Source organism: Acinetobacter sp. YH12200 (genome assembly GCF_013418175.1).
GTDB classification, from domain to species: Bacteria; Pseudomonadota; Gammaproteobacteria; order Pseudomonadales; family Moraxellaceae; genus Acinetobacter; species Acinetobacter pseudolwoffii.
This window is the reverse complement of sequence record NZ_VPCO01000001.1, coordinates 34,126-51,501: the sequence shown is the minus strand read 5'-3', so window position 1 is coordinate 51,501 and position 17,376 is coordinate 34,126. Positions and strand designations below refer to the sequence as shown.

Annotated in this window: 18 protein-coding genes; 6 read left to right on the top strand and 12 right to left on the bottom strand. The window is 40.1% G+C overall.

The features are described from left to right. Positions 1-97 precede the first annotated feature (97 nt). The 4 genes from FTU90_RS00245 to FTU90_RS00230 form a co-directional block, all read right to left on the bottom strand. Entirely contained in the window at positions 98-691 is a 594-nt protein-coding gene (locus FTU90_RS00245) for a LysE family translocator (protein ID WP_100329137.1), read from the bottom strand. Positions 692-956: 265 nt separating this feature from the next. Next, the gene (apbC, locus tag FTU90_RS00240) at positions 957-2,222 is read right to left on the bottom strand and encodes an iron-sulfur cluster carrier protein ApbC (RefSeq protein ID WP_074383443.1); all 1,266 of its coding nucleotides are present in this window, start codon (positions 2,220-2,222) and stop codon (positions 957-959) included. A gap of 290 nt (positions 2,223-2,512) precedes the next feature. Then, positions 2,513-3,346 carry a hypothetical protein gene (locus FTU90_RS00235; RefSeq protein WP_159138283.1) on the bottom strand — a complete coding sequence of 278 codons (834 nt, stop codon included), beginning with the start codon at positions 3,344-3,346 and terminating at the stop codon, positions 2,513-2,515. A gap of 361 nt (positions 3,347-3,707) precedes the next feature. Next, positions 3,708-4,511, bottom strand: a complete 804-nt coding sequence (locus tag FTU90_RS00230; RefSeq protein ID WP_100358209.1) for a hypothetical protein — start codon at positions 4,509-4,511, stop codon at positions 3,708-3,710. A gap of 225 nt (positions 4,512-4,736) precedes the next feature. On the opposite strand from FTU90_RS00230, the gene metG reads away from it, so the two are divergent. Both metG and FTU90_RS00220 read left to right on the top strand, forming a co-directional pair. Then, entirely contained in the window at positions 4,737-6,794 is a 2,058-nt protein-coding gene (metG, locus tag FTU90_RS00225; protein ID WP_159138284.1) for a methionine--tRNA ligase, read from the top strand. Between the two features lie 64 nt (positions 6,795-6,858). Continuing rightward, a complete protein-coding gene (locus tag FTU90_RS00220) occupies positions 6,859-7,293 on the top strand; it encodes a hypothetical protein (RefSeq protein WP_159138285.1) in 435 nt (144 codons plus the stop codon). A 37-nt stretch (positions 7,294-7,330) separates the two neighbouring features. Here the strand turns inward: FTU90_RS00220 and FTU90_RS00215 are convergent, their stop codons facing one another. Next, the gene (locus FTU90_RS00215) at positions 7,331-8,263 is read right to left on the bottom strand and encodes an IS5 family transposase (RefSeq protein WP_180051326.1); all 933 of its coding nucleotides are present in this window, start codon (positions 8,261-8,263) and stop codon (positions 7,331-7,333) included. A gap of 12 nt (positions 8,264-8,275) precedes the next feature. Between FTU90_RS00215 and FTU90_RS00210 the strand changes: the two genes are divergently transcribed. After that, positions 8,276-9,451, top strand: a complete 1,176-nt coding sequence (locus FTU90_RS00210; protein ID WP_252766864.1) for an LA2681 family HEPN domain-containing protein — start codon at positions 8,276-8,278, stop codon at positions 9,449-9,451. A gap of 286 nt (positions 9,452-9,737) precedes the next feature. Here FTU90_RS00210 and FTU90_RS16280 read toward each other — a convergent pair whose 3' ends face one another. Then, the gene (locus FTU90_RS16280; protein ID WP_086044934.1) at positions 9,738-9,854 is read right to left on the bottom strand and encodes a hypothetical protein; all 117 of its coding nucleotides are present in this window, start codon (positions 9,852-9,854) and stop codon (positions 9,738-9,740) included. A 268-nt stretch (positions 9,855-10,122) separates the two neighbouring features. On the opposite strand from FTU90_RS16280, the gene FTU90_RS00205 reads away from it, so the two are divergent. Next, positions 10,123-11,103, top strand: coding sequence for an MBL fold metallo-hydrolase (locus FTU90_RS00205; RefSeq protein ID WP_159138936.1), 981 nt, complete (start codon positions 10,123-10,125; stop codon positions 11,101-11,103). 77 nt (positions 11,104-11,180) lie between these two features. On the opposite strand, the gene FTU90_RS00200 is transcribed toward FTU90_RS00205, so the two are convergent. Together FTU90_RS00200 and FTU90_RS00195 are read right to left on the bottom strand one after the other, a co-directional pair. Then, positions 11,181-11,804: a LysE family translocator gene (locus tag FTU90_RS00200; protein ID WP_159138937.1), complete on the bottom strand. Its 624-nt coding sequence runs from the start codon at positions 11,802-11,804 to the stop codon at positions 11,181-11,183. Positions 11,805-11,907: 103 nt separating this feature from the next. Beyond that, complete coding sequence (locus FTU90_RS00195) at positions 11,908-12,090, bottom strand: NF038215 family lipoprotein (RefSeq protein WP_005169654.1); 183 nt, start codon at positions 12,088-12,090, stop codon at positions 11,908-11,910. 178 nt (positions 12,091-12,268) lie between these two features. On the opposite strand from FTU90_RS00195, the gene FTU90_RS00190 reads away from it, so the two are divergent. Next, positions 12,269-13,150: a 1-aminocyclopropane-1-carboxylate deaminase/D-cysteine desulfhydrase gene (locus FTU90_RS00190; RefSeq protein ID WP_159138939.1), complete on the top strand. Its 882-nt coding sequence runs from the start codon at positions 12,269-12,271 to the stop codon at positions 13,148-13,150. On the opposite strand, the gene FTU90_RS00185 is transcribed toward FTU90_RS00190, so the two are convergent. Then, a complete protein-coding gene (locus FTU90_RS00185) occupies positions 13,147-13,470 on the bottom strand; it encodes a hypothetical protein (RefSeq protein ID WP_159138940.1) in 324 nt (107 codons plus the stop codon). The two genes, FTU90_RS00190 and FTU90_RS00185, sit on opposite strands and share 4 nt — an antisense overlap. A 191-nt stretch (positions 13,471-13,661) precedes the next feature. Here FTU90_RS00185 and FTU90_RS00180 point away from each other — a divergent pair, with 191 nt between their 5' ends. Beyond that, positions 13,662-14,861 (top strand): NAD(P)/FAD-dependent oxidoreductase, encoded by a 1,200-nt coding sequence (locus FTU90_RS00180; protein WP_159138941.1) that lies wholly within the window; start codon positions 13,662-13,664, stop codon positions 14,859-14,861. A gap of 29 nt (positions 14,862-14,890) precedes the next feature. Here the strand turns inward: FTU90_RS00180 and FTU90_RS00175 are convergent, their stop codons facing one another. The 3 genes from FTU90_RS00175 to FTU90_RS00165 all read right to left on the bottom strand — a co-directional run bounded on the left by FTU90_RS00175 (position 14,891) and on the right by FTU90_RS00165 (position 17,348). Continuing rightward, positions 14,891-15,040, bottom strand: coding sequence for a hypothetical protein (locus FTU90_RS00175; RefSeq protein ID WP_005263580.1), 150 nt, complete (start codon positions 15,038-15,040; stop codon positions 14,891-14,893). A gap of 128 nt (positions 15,041-15,168) precedes the next feature. Then, positions 15,169-15,336, bottom strand: a complete 168-nt coding sequence (locus FTU90_RS00170) for a hypothetical protein (protein WP_171509134.1) — start codon at positions 15,334-15,336, stop codon at positions 15,169-15,171. A 68-nt stretch (positions 15,337-15,404) separates the two neighbouring features. Continuing rightward, on the bottom strand, positions 15,405-17,348 hold the full coding sequence (locus FTU90_RS00165) for a mechanosensitive ion channel (protein WP_159138942.1): 1,944 nt from the start codon (positions 17,346-17,348) through the stop codon (positions 15,405-15,407). Positions 17,349-17,376: the final 28 nt, after the last annotated feature.

Sequence of the window (17,376 nt, the reverse complement as noted above, 5' to 3'; positions counted from 1 at the left end):
AAGTTATTGCGACGTACTTTAACTGAAATTGCCCTCAATGAAAATAAGTGAAGTGCTTGCAGCCAAAGTGGATAAAAAATTGCTGATGGATATCAGCTTATAAACTTAAAAGTGCAGAATAGCTTAAAGGAATCGAAAAGCTCATTAACACCAGTGATGCGGTTTTTTGCAGGTTTTTTTGATTGAGCCAGCGACTGTTTTTTCTGGCCAGTATTGAGCCGAGGAAAGTCCAGAAGAATGCAATCGGAATCAGCAAAACCAGAAATACCAACATATGAGTCACATAGTGCTGACTGCTTTTCCAGACAATCACCGGAAAGATCGCTGAAGCAAATAAAAGTGCTTTAGGATTTAGCAAGGTTGCCAGAAATAGTTCTCGTGCACGAATCGAGACATTTTCAAAATTTTCACTGAGTTCTGCCGTGCGCCATAATTTCACAGCCAGAAAAAGGATATAGCCGGCACTAAACAGTTTGAGAATGGTCGGCAAAAGCGGAAGATGAACGGAAATTTTTCCGATCAGAATGCCCCAAAAGCTAATGGCAATCAGATAGCCAAAGGCTTCAGCAGGAATTAAACGAAATGTTTTTTTAAATCCGACCTGTATGCCTGAAGATGCCAATAAGGTATTGGTTGGGCCTGGTGTTAAAAGAATGGTTGCCACTAAACCAATAAAAAACCATGAAATCATAGTTTGACCTCGCTCTAATCCGCGTAGCATAGAATAGTTCGGTCAATGCTGCAAAAAAATAATTGTAAGAGAACATATAATCAGAATTCACACTGAATTAAATCAATTTAATTCAATCACTTGAAACCATTTTGGGAACCAATACGCAACAGTCATTTCAGTCAATTTTCTTAATTTAAAGCTGTTTATTTCCGTGAATTATTAATAAAAAAGCCCTAACTTGAATTAGGGCTTAAATATGTGAACTCTCTATTTAATGGGTCAATTAGAAAATTCGGCTCTGATCTTTTTCGGCCTTAGGTAGCTGCGCTGCAATTTTTTCTGCAATCAGCATATAGCTTTCGGCTGCATCATCTCCGGCAATGACTGAAGGTGTGCCAGCATCGGCATTTTCACGAATTTCAGCATCTAAAGGTAAGCGACCCAATAATGGAATATGATATTGCTCAGACAGTTTATCTCCACCGCCTGTGCCAAAAATCTGTTCTTCAAAACCACAATTTGAACAGATATGGGTCGACATATTTTCAATCACGCCCATGATCGGAATTTGCACACGGTTAAACAGTTCAATGCCTTTGGTCGCATCGAGTAGGGCCACGTTTTGTGGTGTGGTGACAATCACTGCCCCGGTTACCGGAATGCGCTGTGCCAACGTCAACTGGATATCCCCTGTACCGGGTGGCATATCAATCATCAGAACATCAAGATCTGGCCATAAGGTCTGGTTAAATAATTGCATCAATGCACCGGTGGCTTTCGGTCCACGCCAAGCCACTGGAGTATTGTGATCACCAGTTAAATGGCCAATCGATAACACTGCCATTCCATAGGCTTCGATAGGGACAAACTGTTCCGCTTCGATCATCGGCGTTTTGCCCGCATTACCGAGCATGGTCGGAATACTCGGACCATAAATATCGGCATCCAGCACACCGACCTTTAAGCCTAATTTTTGCAGAGCCAGTGCCAGATTCACTGTAGTCGTCGATTTACCTACACCGCCCTTGCCGGATGACACCAGAATCACATTTTGAATACGTGGATGTTTTGGTACATCACGTTGCTGAGGTGCAGCTTTTTGAATCGGTGGATTATTGGGATCAGCTTCTTCTTGTTTTGCAGGCTGGGCGGAGGCATCCACCACAGGGGGAAGATTGGGTTTTGCTTCTGCTTTAGGCTGACTGGAACAGCTTTCACCTTTGGCATGCTTATGCCCGCAGCCATCCGATTTATGACTTTTAGGCCCAGTTTTTTGCTGAATCACATGCATATTCAGTTCTTGAATACCACATTTTTGCAAAGCTTGCGCCAGTTCATCATGGATTTGTTGCAGATCTTGTTTTTCTTCAGGATAAGTATTTAAGGTGATTTGTAGGATCTCAGCTTGAACATTGACCTGAGTAATACGCTGTTTGAGCGGATCATTTGAATTTGGCAACAGATAGTTTTGCAATACTTTTTGCACAGCTTCTTCGTTCACCTCCTGCGAAGGTGAAAAGACCGATTTGAGCGAAGAAAGCCACGACATAGGTTACTCCAAAACTATAGATAGATATCCGAATGGCATAGTTTAACGGGGTTTTCGCTTAAGGTTAAGCACTCTGCCGAGAAGATCGAGGAGATATCTGCAATTTCCAACCATTTTACTTGGTTTTGTTGGATTGTAGCGGATAGGCATGCTAAAAGTGAATCAATCAAAGTAAAGCCAACTGGATTCTTTTTGATGTGAAAATTGATGTAGAAGGATTTTTATTGATTTTAGGTGTAGCAAGCCACTTTAACCCTCTTTGATTAAAGTGGCTCTACAATAATCACAGTCTATTTATGATTTTTATTATTTTCAGACTTGTGCTGCTGATCCTTGGCATTTTTATCCTGATCTTCTTTAGATTCACTCTTGTCAGACTGACCTGATTTCGAGTCTGAATTTTGAGCTTTGGCATCTTTTTGCTGATCAGAATCATTGCCCTGAGATTGATTTTCTTTCATTTTATTCATGCTATCAGTTGCCATCTGTTTCAGCTCACCCAGCTTGGTAGAGGCTTCACTGACTAACTCAGTAATCTTCTGTTTTGTATCTTCAAACTTATGTACAGCCTCATCTTTTAAATTGGCCATGCTTGCCTGTTGATCGGTCTGAGCTTCTTTAGCATTTTGTTTATCTGACTGATTCGATGATTTATCTTCAGTGCTATGATCAGCTTTTGCCTTTTTTGCGTCATCTGAACCTTGATCATCATTTTTCTGACCGTTGGACTTGCCATGTTTTAGCTCATTCAGAAGTTTTTCGCCTTTTTGTAATAGCTCCTCACCAATCGCAATGGCCTTCGCTTTTAAATCATCCATCTTAAAGCTTTCAGTTTTGTTATCTGATTGCTCATTTTTCGAATTATCTTTTTGATCAGATGGCTGCTCTTTAGAGGCTTCATCCTTCGATTCCGAGTCAGCGCCTGTATCTTTAGAGTTTTGTTTGCTATCAGAATTTTCATCAGTCTGGTGTGGCTTTGTGTCTTGTGTATCATGCGACTGATTGTGCTTCTGGTCATTCTGGTTTTGCTTTTGCTCTTCTTTGGCTTTCTGATTTAATTGTTTCTCATGTTGTTCTTTGTCTTGATTTTGCTTTGAACTATTGCTCTGGTTCTGCTGAGTCATGAGGTACCCTCCTTAGGCATATCATATAAACAATCAGCCATTTTTTAGCACAAAGTGTGGAGCAAATCGGGCGCAGTAAGCAAACTGCAACAAAGCCTGTACATGTTGTTGCTATTGTTTGCAGTCTGTAGCATGAGCTGCGCCCAATCAGGATTGCAAAGATGAATAATCCAACTCTTTTGGATTCTGGCGATTCAAGTCCATCGATTACTTGAGGTTTCGACAAAGCCTGTCAGCACATTTTCTTTGGCTTCTCATTCAAATGCCGTTATAGCATAGTTTCCAAAGCCAAAGAATCAGTGTTGCCAATTCACAGCAGATGTTTATAGGATGCAAATGCATCAGGAGATATTATTTCAAGTCAGACACGCAAGGTGCTCATAAAGCTGAGCGCAGAGAACAACCAGATCAACAGAATGAAGCTGCGTGCTTGATTGAAGTTGTCGACATCTGTGCCATGTAGCATGTTATGACGGCTCATGGTCACATTCGAGCTTGAATCCATTTTATAGGCAGCAAGTTCAGCAAAATACGGATTCAGTTCAATCGCAATTTTAGACTTATGCCACAGGCTTTTAATTTCATTGCCTTTTAAACCCGGTACGATTTTATAGACATCGACAAACTTGGTGCCATTTTGCTTGAGGAAACCTGCTTTGATCAGGATATCTGTCAAAATACCTTCGAGCTGCGCATAAACATTTGGAATACAACCGCTGTAAAAGCCAAGTTTGTACATTTTCAAGCTTTCAAGCAGCACCAAACGGCGCTTGGCTTTGATGTCTTCATCAATCTCTAAGGCATCAAAGGCTTTCAGCATTTCAGTCTGGAAATATTCGCTATTGATCATATCGAGTAGCTTAAATTGCTCAATATCTTCAAGCTGGTGAATGGCCGGCCAAAAATGCATCAAATTTAAAGCATCATTGGCAAACTTCGCGCCAATCGGTTGATCGAGCTGATCTGCCAGTACTTGGAAATAAGCATCTTGCGCGACTAAACCTGATAAGTTTTTGATTAAAAGTGTATGTTCATCTGCCGAGATGTCTTCAAGATAAGCTTCTGCATCTTTTAAAATCTGACTGCCCAACTGTTTTTGACTCGCTGCATTTTGTTTAATACGCGTGACAGGTTGGTCAAAATCAAAATCATCTTCGTCAATCATGGTTTTCTAGCTCAAAGCTTTTAGATCAATGGCCTATTATCACTGTTATTGGCAACGCAATATAGGGAAATCTACATTTCCAAGACATTCTGTAAATACAAAGACCTTTCGACACGAATTCGCGGTGAAATGGAATTGATTCGCTTAAAGGATTGCTTTGTATTCGGACCTGCATCAGGTAAAATCATCCACCTTGCATAATATACGAATGAGAGAGTCATATCCGTGCGTAATATCTTAGTCACTAACGCCCTTCCATACGCCAATGGCCCGATTCATATGGGTCACCTACTCGGTTATATCCAAGCTGATATTTGGGTACGTGCGATGCGTGCAATGGGTCATGATGTGACTTATGTCTGCGCGGACGATGCTCACGGCACAGCCATCATGTTACGTGCTGAAGCCAACGGAATTTCACCGGAAGCACAAATTGCCAACGTGCAAAAAGAACATATCCGTGATTTTGACGGTTTTGCGGTGCACTTCGATCATTATGATTCTACCCATAGCGATACCAACCGTGCACGTGCATCTGAAATCTATCTCAAAAACCGTGATGCCGGCAATATCGCGGTTCGTCCTGTCACCCAGCTTTTCGATCCTGAAAAAGGCATGTTCCTCTCCGACCGTTTCATTAAAGGCACCTGCCCGAAATGTAAAGTAGAAGATCAATATGGCGATTCATGTGAAGTTTGCGGTGCAACTTATAATGCAACCGAATTATTGAACCCACATTCGACTTTAAGCGGTGCAACACCTGTCGAAAAATCATCTGACCATTACTTCTTTAAGTTGCCGAATTTTGGTGAATACCTGCAAAAATGGACACGTGATGAAGGCCGCTTACCGGTCTCGATTGCCAACAAATTAGATGAATGGTTTGAAAATGGCCTGAACGATTGGGATATCTCGCGTGATGCGCCATATTTCGGTTTTGAAATTCCAGACGCACCCAACAAATACTTTTACGTGTGGGTCGATGCGCCAATTGGCTACATGTCGAGTTTTGAAAACTATATCAAAACCAAACGTCCTGATTTAAGCTTTGATGACTACTGGAAAAAAGATTCTAAAAATGAGGTGTATCACTTCATTGGTAAAGACATTGTGTATTTCCATGCGCTGTTCTGGCCGGCAATGCTAGAAGGTGCTAACTACCGTACGCCATCAGGTTTATTTGTAAACGGTTTCTTGACTGTCAATGGTCAGAAGATGTCGAAATCTCGCGGCACATTTATTAAAGCGGAAACCTATTTAGAACATTTAAACCCTGAATATTTACGCTACTACTTCGCGTCGAAACTTTCGGATAAAGTTGAAGATTCTGACTTGAATCTGGATGATTTTGTGCAGAAAGTAAATTCTGACTTGGTTGGTAAAGTGGTCAACATTGCCAGCCGTTGTGCGAAGTTCATCAATACTAAATTTGACAATAAATTATCTGCAACTTGTGCAGAGCCTGAATTGGTTCAAAGCTTCATTGATGCGGGTGATTCAATCGCAGCGCAATATGAGTCACGTGAGTTCTCTGCTGCGATTCGTGAAATCATGGCACTTGCAGATAAAGCCAATCAATATATCGATGAGAAAAAGCCTTGGGCGCTGGCGAAGCAGGAAGGCCAGGAACAACAAGTACATGACGTATGTTCTGTCGGTATTAACCTGTTCCGTCAATTGGCTGTTTATTTGGCTCCGGTGTTGCCAATACTGGCGCAACAAGTTCAAGATTTCTTGCAATTAGAATCTTTCAACTTCGCTTCTCGTGAAACGATTCTGCTGGGTCATGAAATTGCATTGTTCCAACCATTGATGCAACGTGTAGATCCAAAAGCGGTTGCCGCAATGGTCGATGCGTCTAAAGATTCTTTGGCTGCCCCTGCTGAAACAGCAAAAACGGAAAAGAAAAAAGAGAAGAAAGCATCGACGAAGCCTGAAGCTAAAGTCGGCGAAGCTGAAATTATTAATATTGATGATTTTATGAAAGTTGACCTGCGTGTGGCTGAAGTTTTGGAAGCTGCAACGGTTGAAGGTTCTGACAAACTTCTTCAATTGACTTTAAATGTAGGCGAAGCTGAACCACGTAATGTATTTAGCGGTATTCGTGAGTTCTACCAACCTGAAGACCTAAAAGGCAAATTGGTGGTGATGGTGGCAAACCTTGCACCACGTAAAATGCGTTTTGGTATTTCTAACGGTATGGTGTTGGCAGCGGGTAATGGCGACGGTGTTTGGGTGATTTTACCTGAATCTGGTGCTCAACCGGGTGATAAGGTTTCTTAAGATTTAGACACTTATAAAAAGCCCTGCTATATTCTAGTGGGGCTTTTTTATATAAGTTATTTTAATGAATCTAGAACTAAAAGAAATTAATGAATCAATAAATGCTATTTCTAATTCTATTGATCAAGGTGCTTGGCAAGAAGCTGCTCTAAGAAGTGAAATCATTTTCGACTCTCTAAAAAAATTTGCGAAATCAGAAATAGTTTTGCAACTTCGTTTTAATTTAGCAGGATTATTCATTGATTCAGGTTTTTTTCTAAAAAATAAAGATTCTATTTCTAAAGGAATACAAATTTTAGAAGAAGATTCAGAATTTTATGCAATGAAATTTAATGTTAGCTATTTTTATAATTTAGCAAATGCTAAGTTATCCATTGCAAATGATTGCGGATATAAAAATGATCTTGTTAGTTATGAAGAAAGTATTTTATATAGTGAAGCCAAAAATCTCTATTGGCAAGTTTTTAAAACTATAGATAAAGATGGCTTTGTTGTATAAAGGTTTGAAAGGCTGAACTCCTCTAAGTAATCCAAATTTAAGAGACAACTTGGGTATGCGGGCGACCTAATTCTGTGAATTTATTCAAAACCGCTACGCGTGCGTGGATCTCATTTACCTGACTCGGAAAGCTCCTTGCTGTTAATTTATCGCCTAATAATTTAATGCAATGCATTTTGGTTTCCACCAAACTTCGACGGTGATAATCAGACCACTTTTTCCAAAGGGACCTACCTAGCCGTTTGACTGTCTTTAATAATTCGTTCCGCTCTAGAGACCTCGCTTGTTGATCTTTCCAAGGCTTTGCATTCTTCCTAGGTGGAATGATCGCATATGCATCTCGATCTAAAATGACTTCTCGGCAGTGCTTTGTGTCATAAGCACCATCTGTATAAACAGAATCAATTTTTTCATCCAAGGGAATTTGAGCAAGTAAATCTTCGAGTACTTGTGAGTCGCTGACATCATTTGTGGTGAGTTGTACTGCACGTATTTGCAGGGTTTTAGCATCTATACCAATGTGAAGCTTACGCCATTGGCGACGATATTCAGCCCCATGTTTCTTGCATTTCCATTCACCTTCACCAATAAACTTCAAGCCAGTAGAATCTACGAGTAGATGTAGCCCATTACTACTTTTTTGATAGCTAATCGCAATATCAATATGCTTTTGTCTACGACAAAGGGTGGAATAATCCGGAGCTGTCCAATCTAATCCAGAGAGTTTAATCAAGCTTTGAACAAAACCTGTGACCATGCGTAAAGAGAGTCGGAATAGCGATTTGATCATTAAGCAGCATTGAATCGCTGTATCAGAGTAGGTTTGATTTCGACCTTGCTTGCCTTGTGATTGTGCATACCACTGAGTCTTTGGATCAAACCAAATGGAAATATTACCTCGGTTGATTAAAGCTCGGTTATAGGATGACCAATTGGTTGTACGGTAGATTTTAGAAGCAGGCTTATTCATTTGGAAATTATATTGCTGAATAAGCCTTCCATGCTGGCTTTATGCAACAAAGCCGATAAAGATGCGGAATCTTCTCTCTATTATCAAAATATAATTAATTTGGCTAATACTCTAAAACAGCAGTATCGATTTTCCGAAGCGATGCATCTGTATGAGAAAATAGTCCGAACAAAATTAGATTATCCTGAAGCCTTTATCAATAGAACTACATGCTTAGAAATGTTTGATAAATTTCTAAATCATCGTAGTGAAAAAATGATTCAAGAAATTATAAAAGGTTATACCTTTGCATATTTTCCCCCATTTTCACCCAATGCATATAAGCAAGGTTACTTAGAAAAAATTCATTTTTTACAATCACAGATTAATAATTTTGATGAAGACACTGATATTAAAAAAAATAAAGAAGAACTATTGCAAATGTCTAAATTTAGACAATGGTGTATTAAGGAAAATTTAACACTTAATGTTCATGGCATGTACTGTTCATGTATAGCTAATGAACGAGATAATTTAACATTATTAGAAGGGATTATTTTTTCAAACAAAATTCTTCAACACGAGCAGTATTTGAACCGCATTAAAGCTGAATTTTCCCTAGTCAGAACTTTATACTATGAAGCAAAATTTACTGATAGTTCTATATTTGATTTTGAAAGTTGTTATTCGGAACTGCATGAACAAGAAATTATAAATATTGGGTCAGAGAAATTAAGGACGTGTTTTAGACTATGCTTTTCTATACTAGATAAATTAGCAATTTTTCTTTGCCAATATTTCGGATTAACAATTAATAAAAATACCGCTTTTAATAATTTTTGGCATACAAATAAATTAAAACTTGAAGAAAAAGAAAATTTTGCTTTGATTGCAATTAATAGTCTTATATACGATCTAAATGAAAAAAATGGGCAATTTGGATTTTATAAAATTTGGCGAAACTCGCTAGAGCATCATATTTTATTTTTAGTACCTGATTCATTTGAGTTCTCAAATGATTCGACACATACTTATGTAAAAATCAGCGATTTTGAAAGTAGTCTTCAGAATTTACTTCAATTTACTAGATCTGCTATTTTTTCGACTGTGTTCGCAATTGTTGAAGATTTACGCCAAACACAACCTAAAGATCACGTAAACGCAATGAGTATTACAATACATAAGAAAGATTTTAATCAAATTTACTAATATGATAAAAAAGAAACAATCCTTTAGAACCTAAAAGAAATCTATGAAAACTATAAAACCATTATTCCTAACGCTAGCTCTAAGCAGCCCTTACCACCCAAGCAACTGAACCAACAATTATCCAACCTCAAAAACAAGTCGCTGGCTACTACCATCACCAAATCGGCAACACCCAAATCACCATCCTACTCGATGATACAAACTACTTAAACCCATCCATGTTTAAAGGCTTAATCAATACATAAAAAAGCCTCTATCTCTAGAGGCTTTTTTATTGCTGGGTCACTTAGCCTTGCAACACAAATTCCCAAATCACATAGCCCAGTCCAAAACCAAGTAGTGAATATAAGGTAATAATGAAAAATACAAAGCTGGCATTGTTTTTTCTTTTCCAAAAACTCATCGCGACACCCAAAGCTTGTTCGTAATACCCTATGTTAACGAGCTTTTAATAAAAAGTGAAATACATCTAAGCATTTTATTTATAATAATATTTTTACAAAAAACACATTCTTTACTTTCAAAAAATCAATATACAGATTCACACTGAATTTTTAGTACAGATGCTAAATCGCCATTTCGATTTAAAAAAATAGTAAATATATTCATATTCTTTTTTATCAATATCCATGCTAATACATAGAGTTGACTTTAATTACATAAGAATAGCCATGAAATACCTCAGCTCTTCTCTTGTCGGATCACTCCTTGCTTTAGGTTCATTGGCAGGTATTTCCCCAACACACGCACAAACGCCTTCCACTTTAGAACAACAAAAACAGGTTCCCGGATATTATCAATACAGCTTTGAAGATTACCAGATTACTGCCCTGCTGGATGGCACCAATTATTTAGCCAAAGCCTTGTTTAAGGATATTCCTGAAGCAGAAGTGAATCAGATTTTAAAAAAATATTATGTTGACCAAAGCAAAGGCATCCAGACCTCCGTCAATGCTTTCCTGGTAAATACAGGCAAAGAACTGGTCTTGGTGGATAGCGGTGCTTCTAGCTGTAATGGGCCAAACTTTGGGTCTATTTATTCAAATTTACAGGCATCTGGACAAAAGCCTGAGCAAGTCAATACGATCTTATTAACGCATTTACATCCTGATCATGTTTGCGGCATCAGTAATAACGGCGTCGCCAATTTTGCCAATGCAAATATTTATGTATCGCGAGCCGAACTGGATTTCTGGATGAATCCTAAAAGTGTAGAAAAATTACCAAAAGCAAAACAGGCCGGTTTTTTGGGTACAGTCGATAAAATCAAGAAAGCCATCGCACCTTATCAGGCCAAAGGTCAGTTAAAGACCTTTAAAGCTGGCGATAAAATCCATGGTTTTGATGTGATCAGTTCAGCGGGGCATACACCGGGGCATTTTGGATTTAGCTTAAAATCCAAGGGTCAGGAGATGATATTTATTGGGGATATTGTACACTCCCATACCATTCAGTTTGACCGTCCACAGACCGCTATAGATTTTGATATCGATCCGAAAAAAGCGGTTGAAACCCGCTTAAAGTATTTTGCGGAATATGCAAAGAATGGCCAGACGGTGGCAGCACCACATTTACCATTTCCGGGAATTGGGCATGTTTATTCTAAAGATGCTAAAAGCTATCAATGGATTCCCGTGCATTTTAAAGATTAAGTTCAAATGATCAGCTGTCCCTTGGAAAGCTAATAAGAATGATCACTTTCCAAGGATGATGACTTCAAGTGTTGAAACTATTTCATCCCGAAAATAAGTTTTAATCCGAGCACGGTCATCACCGCACCTGCTGCCCGATCAAACAATGCCTTAAACTTTAAATACACACGGCGCGGCTTTTCAGCAGAAAGTGCAATGGCCACCAGTGAGCACCAGCCAGCATCAATAAAAAAACATAAAATGGGCAAAGCAAAATAGAAATAGTTCGGAATTTCTTTTGGTAATAAGGCGGTAAAAATACTGGCCAGCACAATCGCAATTTTTGGATTCGACAACTGCGTGATTAAACCTGTGGTAAAAGCGCGACGTAAAGACATCTGTTTGGTAATGCTCGAATCTGCCTCAATCGGATCTTTGGCATGCTTAATAATTTTAAAAGCCAGCCAAAGTAAATATAGCCCCCCACAAATTTTTAAGGCCAGATAAGCCGACGGCACAGCCAGCAAAAATGCCTGCAAACCCAGTACTGCCAGCAAACCGAAAATTGCTGCACCTAGACCAGTCCCCAGTGCCGTAAATAAACCATGTTTACGTGAAATCGCAATTGAATTTTTTGCCACATAAATAGAAGTCGGCCCGGGACTCATCGCACCTAACATCAGGGCAACAGCAATTGAGCTTAAAATCCAGAATGATTCCACGAGATAACCTGACTTAAAAATTGAAGGATTATTTTAAGCAAAAACCGAATCATTTGCTTTAAAAATTTCAGTATTGGTCAGGAATTTTAGTTACTGTAATGGCCTACTGTTTTAACTGATCCTGAGCAATGAATTGCGTGTCTAACAGTTGGTAATCCTGATCATGTACCGGTACACCACCAATAATCATGGTACGGGTCTCTGTTTTAGGTTTATTCATCGCATCATCACAGCCCGACAAACTGAGCATTACACCAACCAAAACAGCATAGGACAATATTTTCATTATTCTACCCTCCTCAGGGTTTCCTGTATTTAGATTAGCATCCCTGCTTAAATAATCAGCAGAATATTTGTGACATTCTGCGTCAATTTTTATCTCATGCCTAAAAATGACTTATTCTCAATCCCTGATCTTTACTGCTTTCGCTATAATGGCCGAATAACTGACTGTGTTAATTTTTATGTTTGCAGAGATTGCCCAAAATATTCCCGATCAACAGATTAATTTTCACGATATTATTTTAACAATACGTCGTCTGGATCTGGTACATCCGCAAATTTCAGGCAACAAGTTTTTTAAACTGAAATACAATTTTCTGGAAGCACAAAGACAGGGTTATCGGCAGATTCTCAGCTTTGGTGGTGCGTATTCCAATCATATTGCGGCCACTGCATTTGCCGCACAGCAGTTTGGTCTTCAGAGTGTGGGGATTATTCGGGGTGAGGAGCTGGCCCATCGGCCACTCAATCCGACTTTAGCCACCGCACGGCAGTTGGGGATGCAGCTACATTTTGTCAGTCGTGAACACTATCGTCGCAAGCAACAGCCTGAGTATCTGGCCGAACTCGCACAACAATTTCCTGAGCATTATTTCATTCCTGAAGGTGGAACCAACGCTTTGGCCATTCGGGGCTGTCAGGAAATTTTGAGCCCGCAAGATACTCAATTTGATGTGGTTTGCTGCGCAGTAGGCACTGGTGGAACCATCACCGGTCTGATCGAAGCCAGTCAGGCGCATCAGCAGGTTTTAGGATTTTCAGCGCTGCAAGGCTCTTTTTTAAAAGATGAAGTCGCGCAACTAACCAGCAAAACCAACTGGACTATTCTGGATGATTATTGCTGTGGCGGCTATGCCAAAACCAGCACAGCCCTCATGCAGTTTATTTGGGATTTTGAAATCGAATTTGCCATTCCACTAGAGCAGGTCTATACCGCTAAAATGTTGATGGGCATCTTTGATTTGATTGAAAAAGATTATTTCCCAGCAGGATCTAGACTGCTGGTGATTCATAGCGGTGGGTTGCAAGGCCGTAACATGGATACTACTTCTACAATTGCTTAAGCCTGAATCGGTTGATTATTATTCAGCGCAATCATCCCTTTGACCAAGCGGTAGATATGCCAGATAAAGACCAAAAATATGATTAGAAATCCGATCAAGATCATAGTTAATAAGCCACCAACAATATAACCCAGCAAACTGACCCAGAAGGTTTTAATTTGCCAGTCCACATGACTTTCCAGCCAGGTGCCGCGCATTTCATCACGTTTAATATAGTTCATGATAATGGCTATAAATGGGGTCACACCCAGAAAAAACCCCAGAATATAAAGAATATAATTGATCAGGTTGTATTGTTTTAGATCCTCTGACGTTTCCATAAGCCCTGCCTTATTATTGTGACTTTTGTAAAACTGTACAAAAACTATGCATGATTTTAAGCCGACTTACAAATATTTTATGTTTAAACTCTAATACGGATTGGCAATCAGCCTGTTGATTGTTCAGGAATAGAGAAAGCGGAAATAAAATTGTCTATAATGCTTTCCTTTTGTTCTCCCTCGAGTGTTTTATGTCTTCCAAGCAATACGATGTTCTCGTCATAGGTGCCGGTGCTTCAGGTTTAATGACGGCGTATATGGCTGCACAACGTGGGCGTAAAGTCGTAGTGGTGGAAAAAGCCAATAAAGTTGGCAAAAAAATCCTGATGTCTGGCGGCGGTAAATGTAATTTTACCAATCTGGAGGTCGAACCAAGCCATTATATTTCGCATAATCCACATTTCGTCATTTCAGCATTAACGCGTTATAGCAATTGGGACTTTATTGGCCTGGTCTGTGAATATGGTATTGCTTATGAAGAGCGCAAAAATGGACAGCTGTTTACCTTAAATGGTGCAAAAGATATCTTGTCGATGCTGCTGGCAGAATGTGATAAAACCGGTCTGGTCGATATTAAGACCAGTTGTGAAGTGAAAGCAGTGAATCCAGTCGATGATCAAGGCTTTCAGGTGGCGACCTCACTGGGATATTTTGAAGTTGAATCTGTCGTCGTGGCATCTGGTGGTTTATCTATTCCTACGCTTGGCGGTTCAGGCATTGGCTATGAGATTGCAAAACAGTTTGGACATCACGTCTATCCAACCCGTGCCGGCCTGGTTCCATTTACCTTCTCTGACGGATTTAAAGAAGTCACCACGCGCTTAAGCGGCAATGCCGTAGAAGCAACACTCTCGAATGAACTCAATAGCTTTACCGAAGCGTTATTGTTTACCCATCGCGGTTTGAGTGGGCCAAGCTCCTTACAACTTTCCAACTACTGGAATGTCGGTCAAAGCTTTGAGGTCGATTTCTTACCGAGCGTAGACTTACTGGATTTCTTTAAAGCAAAAAAACAAAGCCAGCCCAAAGTCTTATTACGTACACTACTCAATGAATATTTACCGAAAAGTGTGGTGGCTGAATTACAAAGTCTGATCTGGACTGAAAGCGCTGAAACTGCCATTGGTAATATCAGCGATGACAAGCTGGAACAGATTGCGGCACGTTTGCATGGCTTTGAAGTGAAACCTTCAGGAACAGAAGGCTACCGTACAGCGGAAGTGACTTTGGGTGGTGTAGATACCACGGAAGTATCCTCAAAAACCATGGAAAGTAAAAAGCAGAAAGGCTTGTATTTTATTGGTGAAGTGCTGGATGTTACCGGACATTTGGGCGGCTATAATTTCCAATGGGCATGGTCATCGGCACATGCCGCATCGGAATATATTTAATCAATAGATAATCTGGATTGCTACTTAACTCATTCCAGATAATCTGTTTTAAACAGGTTAAGATTGGCCGTATTTGTTAGACGGTCAATCGCCAGCTGCATTTTTTTAGCTTCTCGCAGACATAGCGGTAAGTCATCTGCTGAAGATGCCATGAATTTATGTTGCAGTGCTTTCCACATCGTGTTGATCTCCTTTTCTTTATATTTTTAATGCAAGAAAAATACCAAAATCATTTTAGTATTCATTTGAATATTCTATATTTTTTAAAAAGAAAATTCTATTTTTCGTACTCAGAAAAATTTTATTCTCAGTTAAATTCGTCTGTCTCTGGTATTTTCTTATCCAGCTCTCGCTCAGACTGCTCGTCCTGTTTGCTCTTCACAAAAATAAATCGATAGGCAGCGGTAAAAAAGCCAATCGTAATTCCTGCAATGACTAAAGGAGCCAGAACTTTGTTAGGTTTCTTGGTATTCATTCATTTTTCCTTATGACTGAACAAAATCGACCACATGAGCGTGGTCGATTTTGCTTAAAGATAACAGGTTATTTCAGGTCATCTTTTTTCTGAGTAGAACGATCAATATCGACATCCGGCTCTTTTTCTCCAGTTGAACCAAATGGATTATTGACTGGCGGATGAGTCGGATCGACTTTTAGTGAATCCGGTACGGCTTGATCCGCATCCGGATTGACTGGATCAATACCCAATGATTCATCATCCTGCGGTGCAGTTGTAAGGATTGCCGGAGTAGTATGGGATAAATCCGTACCCATAGGCGTATTCTTGTCTGAATCCTGATTTGGCACAATACCTGCTCCTGGCGTAGTGGTTGAAGAATCAGTAGTACCGGTCATGTTTTGTGAACGGTCGGAGTATTGTCCCATTGATGTATCTGTAGAACCCATCCCCATCGCTGCACCTGTCGTGCCTGCCATGTCCGTTGTACTTGAAGTACTCTGAGTACCTAATCCTGAAAATATGCTGTTTTCAGCTTGATCTTTGACTGGATTCGGTTCTTTGGCTTCGCGTTTTGCTTTATCAATCAGATCTGTTAAAACTCGCTCCGCAGGCTGACGACCACCCAGACCAAAAGCCAGAGCAAATGCTACTGCGACAGCACCCAGCGTTAAACCAAATGCCAGGTTCACAATCGAGTCGGCAATACCCATGGCACGTAGACCCATGGCAACGACCAAGCCCATAATCAGGACACGCACCAGATTCGCTAACCAGCGTGAGCTGTTATATTCACCGCGTTGTACGATGTTCGCGACAATATTTGCCAGCCAGAAACCGATCACCAGAATCACGGCACCGAGCAAGATGTTGGCGCCGAAGTAAATAAACATCGCAATCAGGCCGCTCACCTGTTCAAAGCCGAGACGGTCTGCTGCTTCGGACACTGCAAATAACATGGTGAACAATACGATCAGATAACCGACCACACTCGAAAGTTTAGTGGTGCCTAAAAAACGCTGTACATCCAGTTTGGCAGGAATTTCATCAACACCTGTACCCGATACCACTTCAACCACCAGACGTGCGACCAGTTTAGAGACCACATAAGCCAGAATCAGAATTAAGGCAGCAGCAATAATATTCGGAATGGCATTCATGATTTCATACAGCATCGCCGTGGCAGGCTGAGAAATCGCTTCGACACCCAATGCTTCAAAAGCAATAATCAATGCAGTAATGATCACGACAGCGAAGATGAATGAACCAATCACCTGTGCCACATTGGAATTTTTGAAAATACCTACTTTTTCAGCTTGTTGTTGTACATTCAGACTGTTTAATAGGCCTTCAACAATACCGCGAACAATTTTTGCCAGAATATAACCGACAAAAATGATCACTGCAGCAATAAAGATATTTGGTAAGTAGCTTACGACATCAGTCAGCATATTCTGAACTGGTAACAACAGACCGTTGAGTCCCAGAATAGACAGTACGATTGGCAAGAACAGTAATAAAATTAACCAGTAAGCAATTTCACTGATGTTCTGACTAATGGGACTGACACCCACTTCAGCACTGAGTTTTTCGTCTAGTTGGGTTCGGTCAAGTAGCTTTTGTAGCCCTATTTTCACCAGGTTGGCGACAATCCACCCTATGAATCCGACTGCAATTGCACCTAGTAACTGCGGGATAAATAACAGGAATTGCTGAATCATATTACTGAAAGGACCACTGATACTGGTCAGGTTGAGTACATTCAGTGAACCAATTACGGCAATAATCAGAATAATCCAGAACACCACCCGGGCAATAATACTTTCGATATTAGAGCGATGGCCTGTCGCCGTATTTAAATGTGTATTGGTTCCAAGTTTTTGCAAGACTTTCTTGACTGCTGCCGAAACCAGTAATGCAATGATCCAACCAATGACTAATATGGCAATTGCACTCAGAATGGGATGAAACTGATCCCAATAATACATGGCGTCGAAGCCGCCACGCGGACTTCTCATATAATCATTCATGTTGTTTTACCCTCTTTGTTATTAAGCT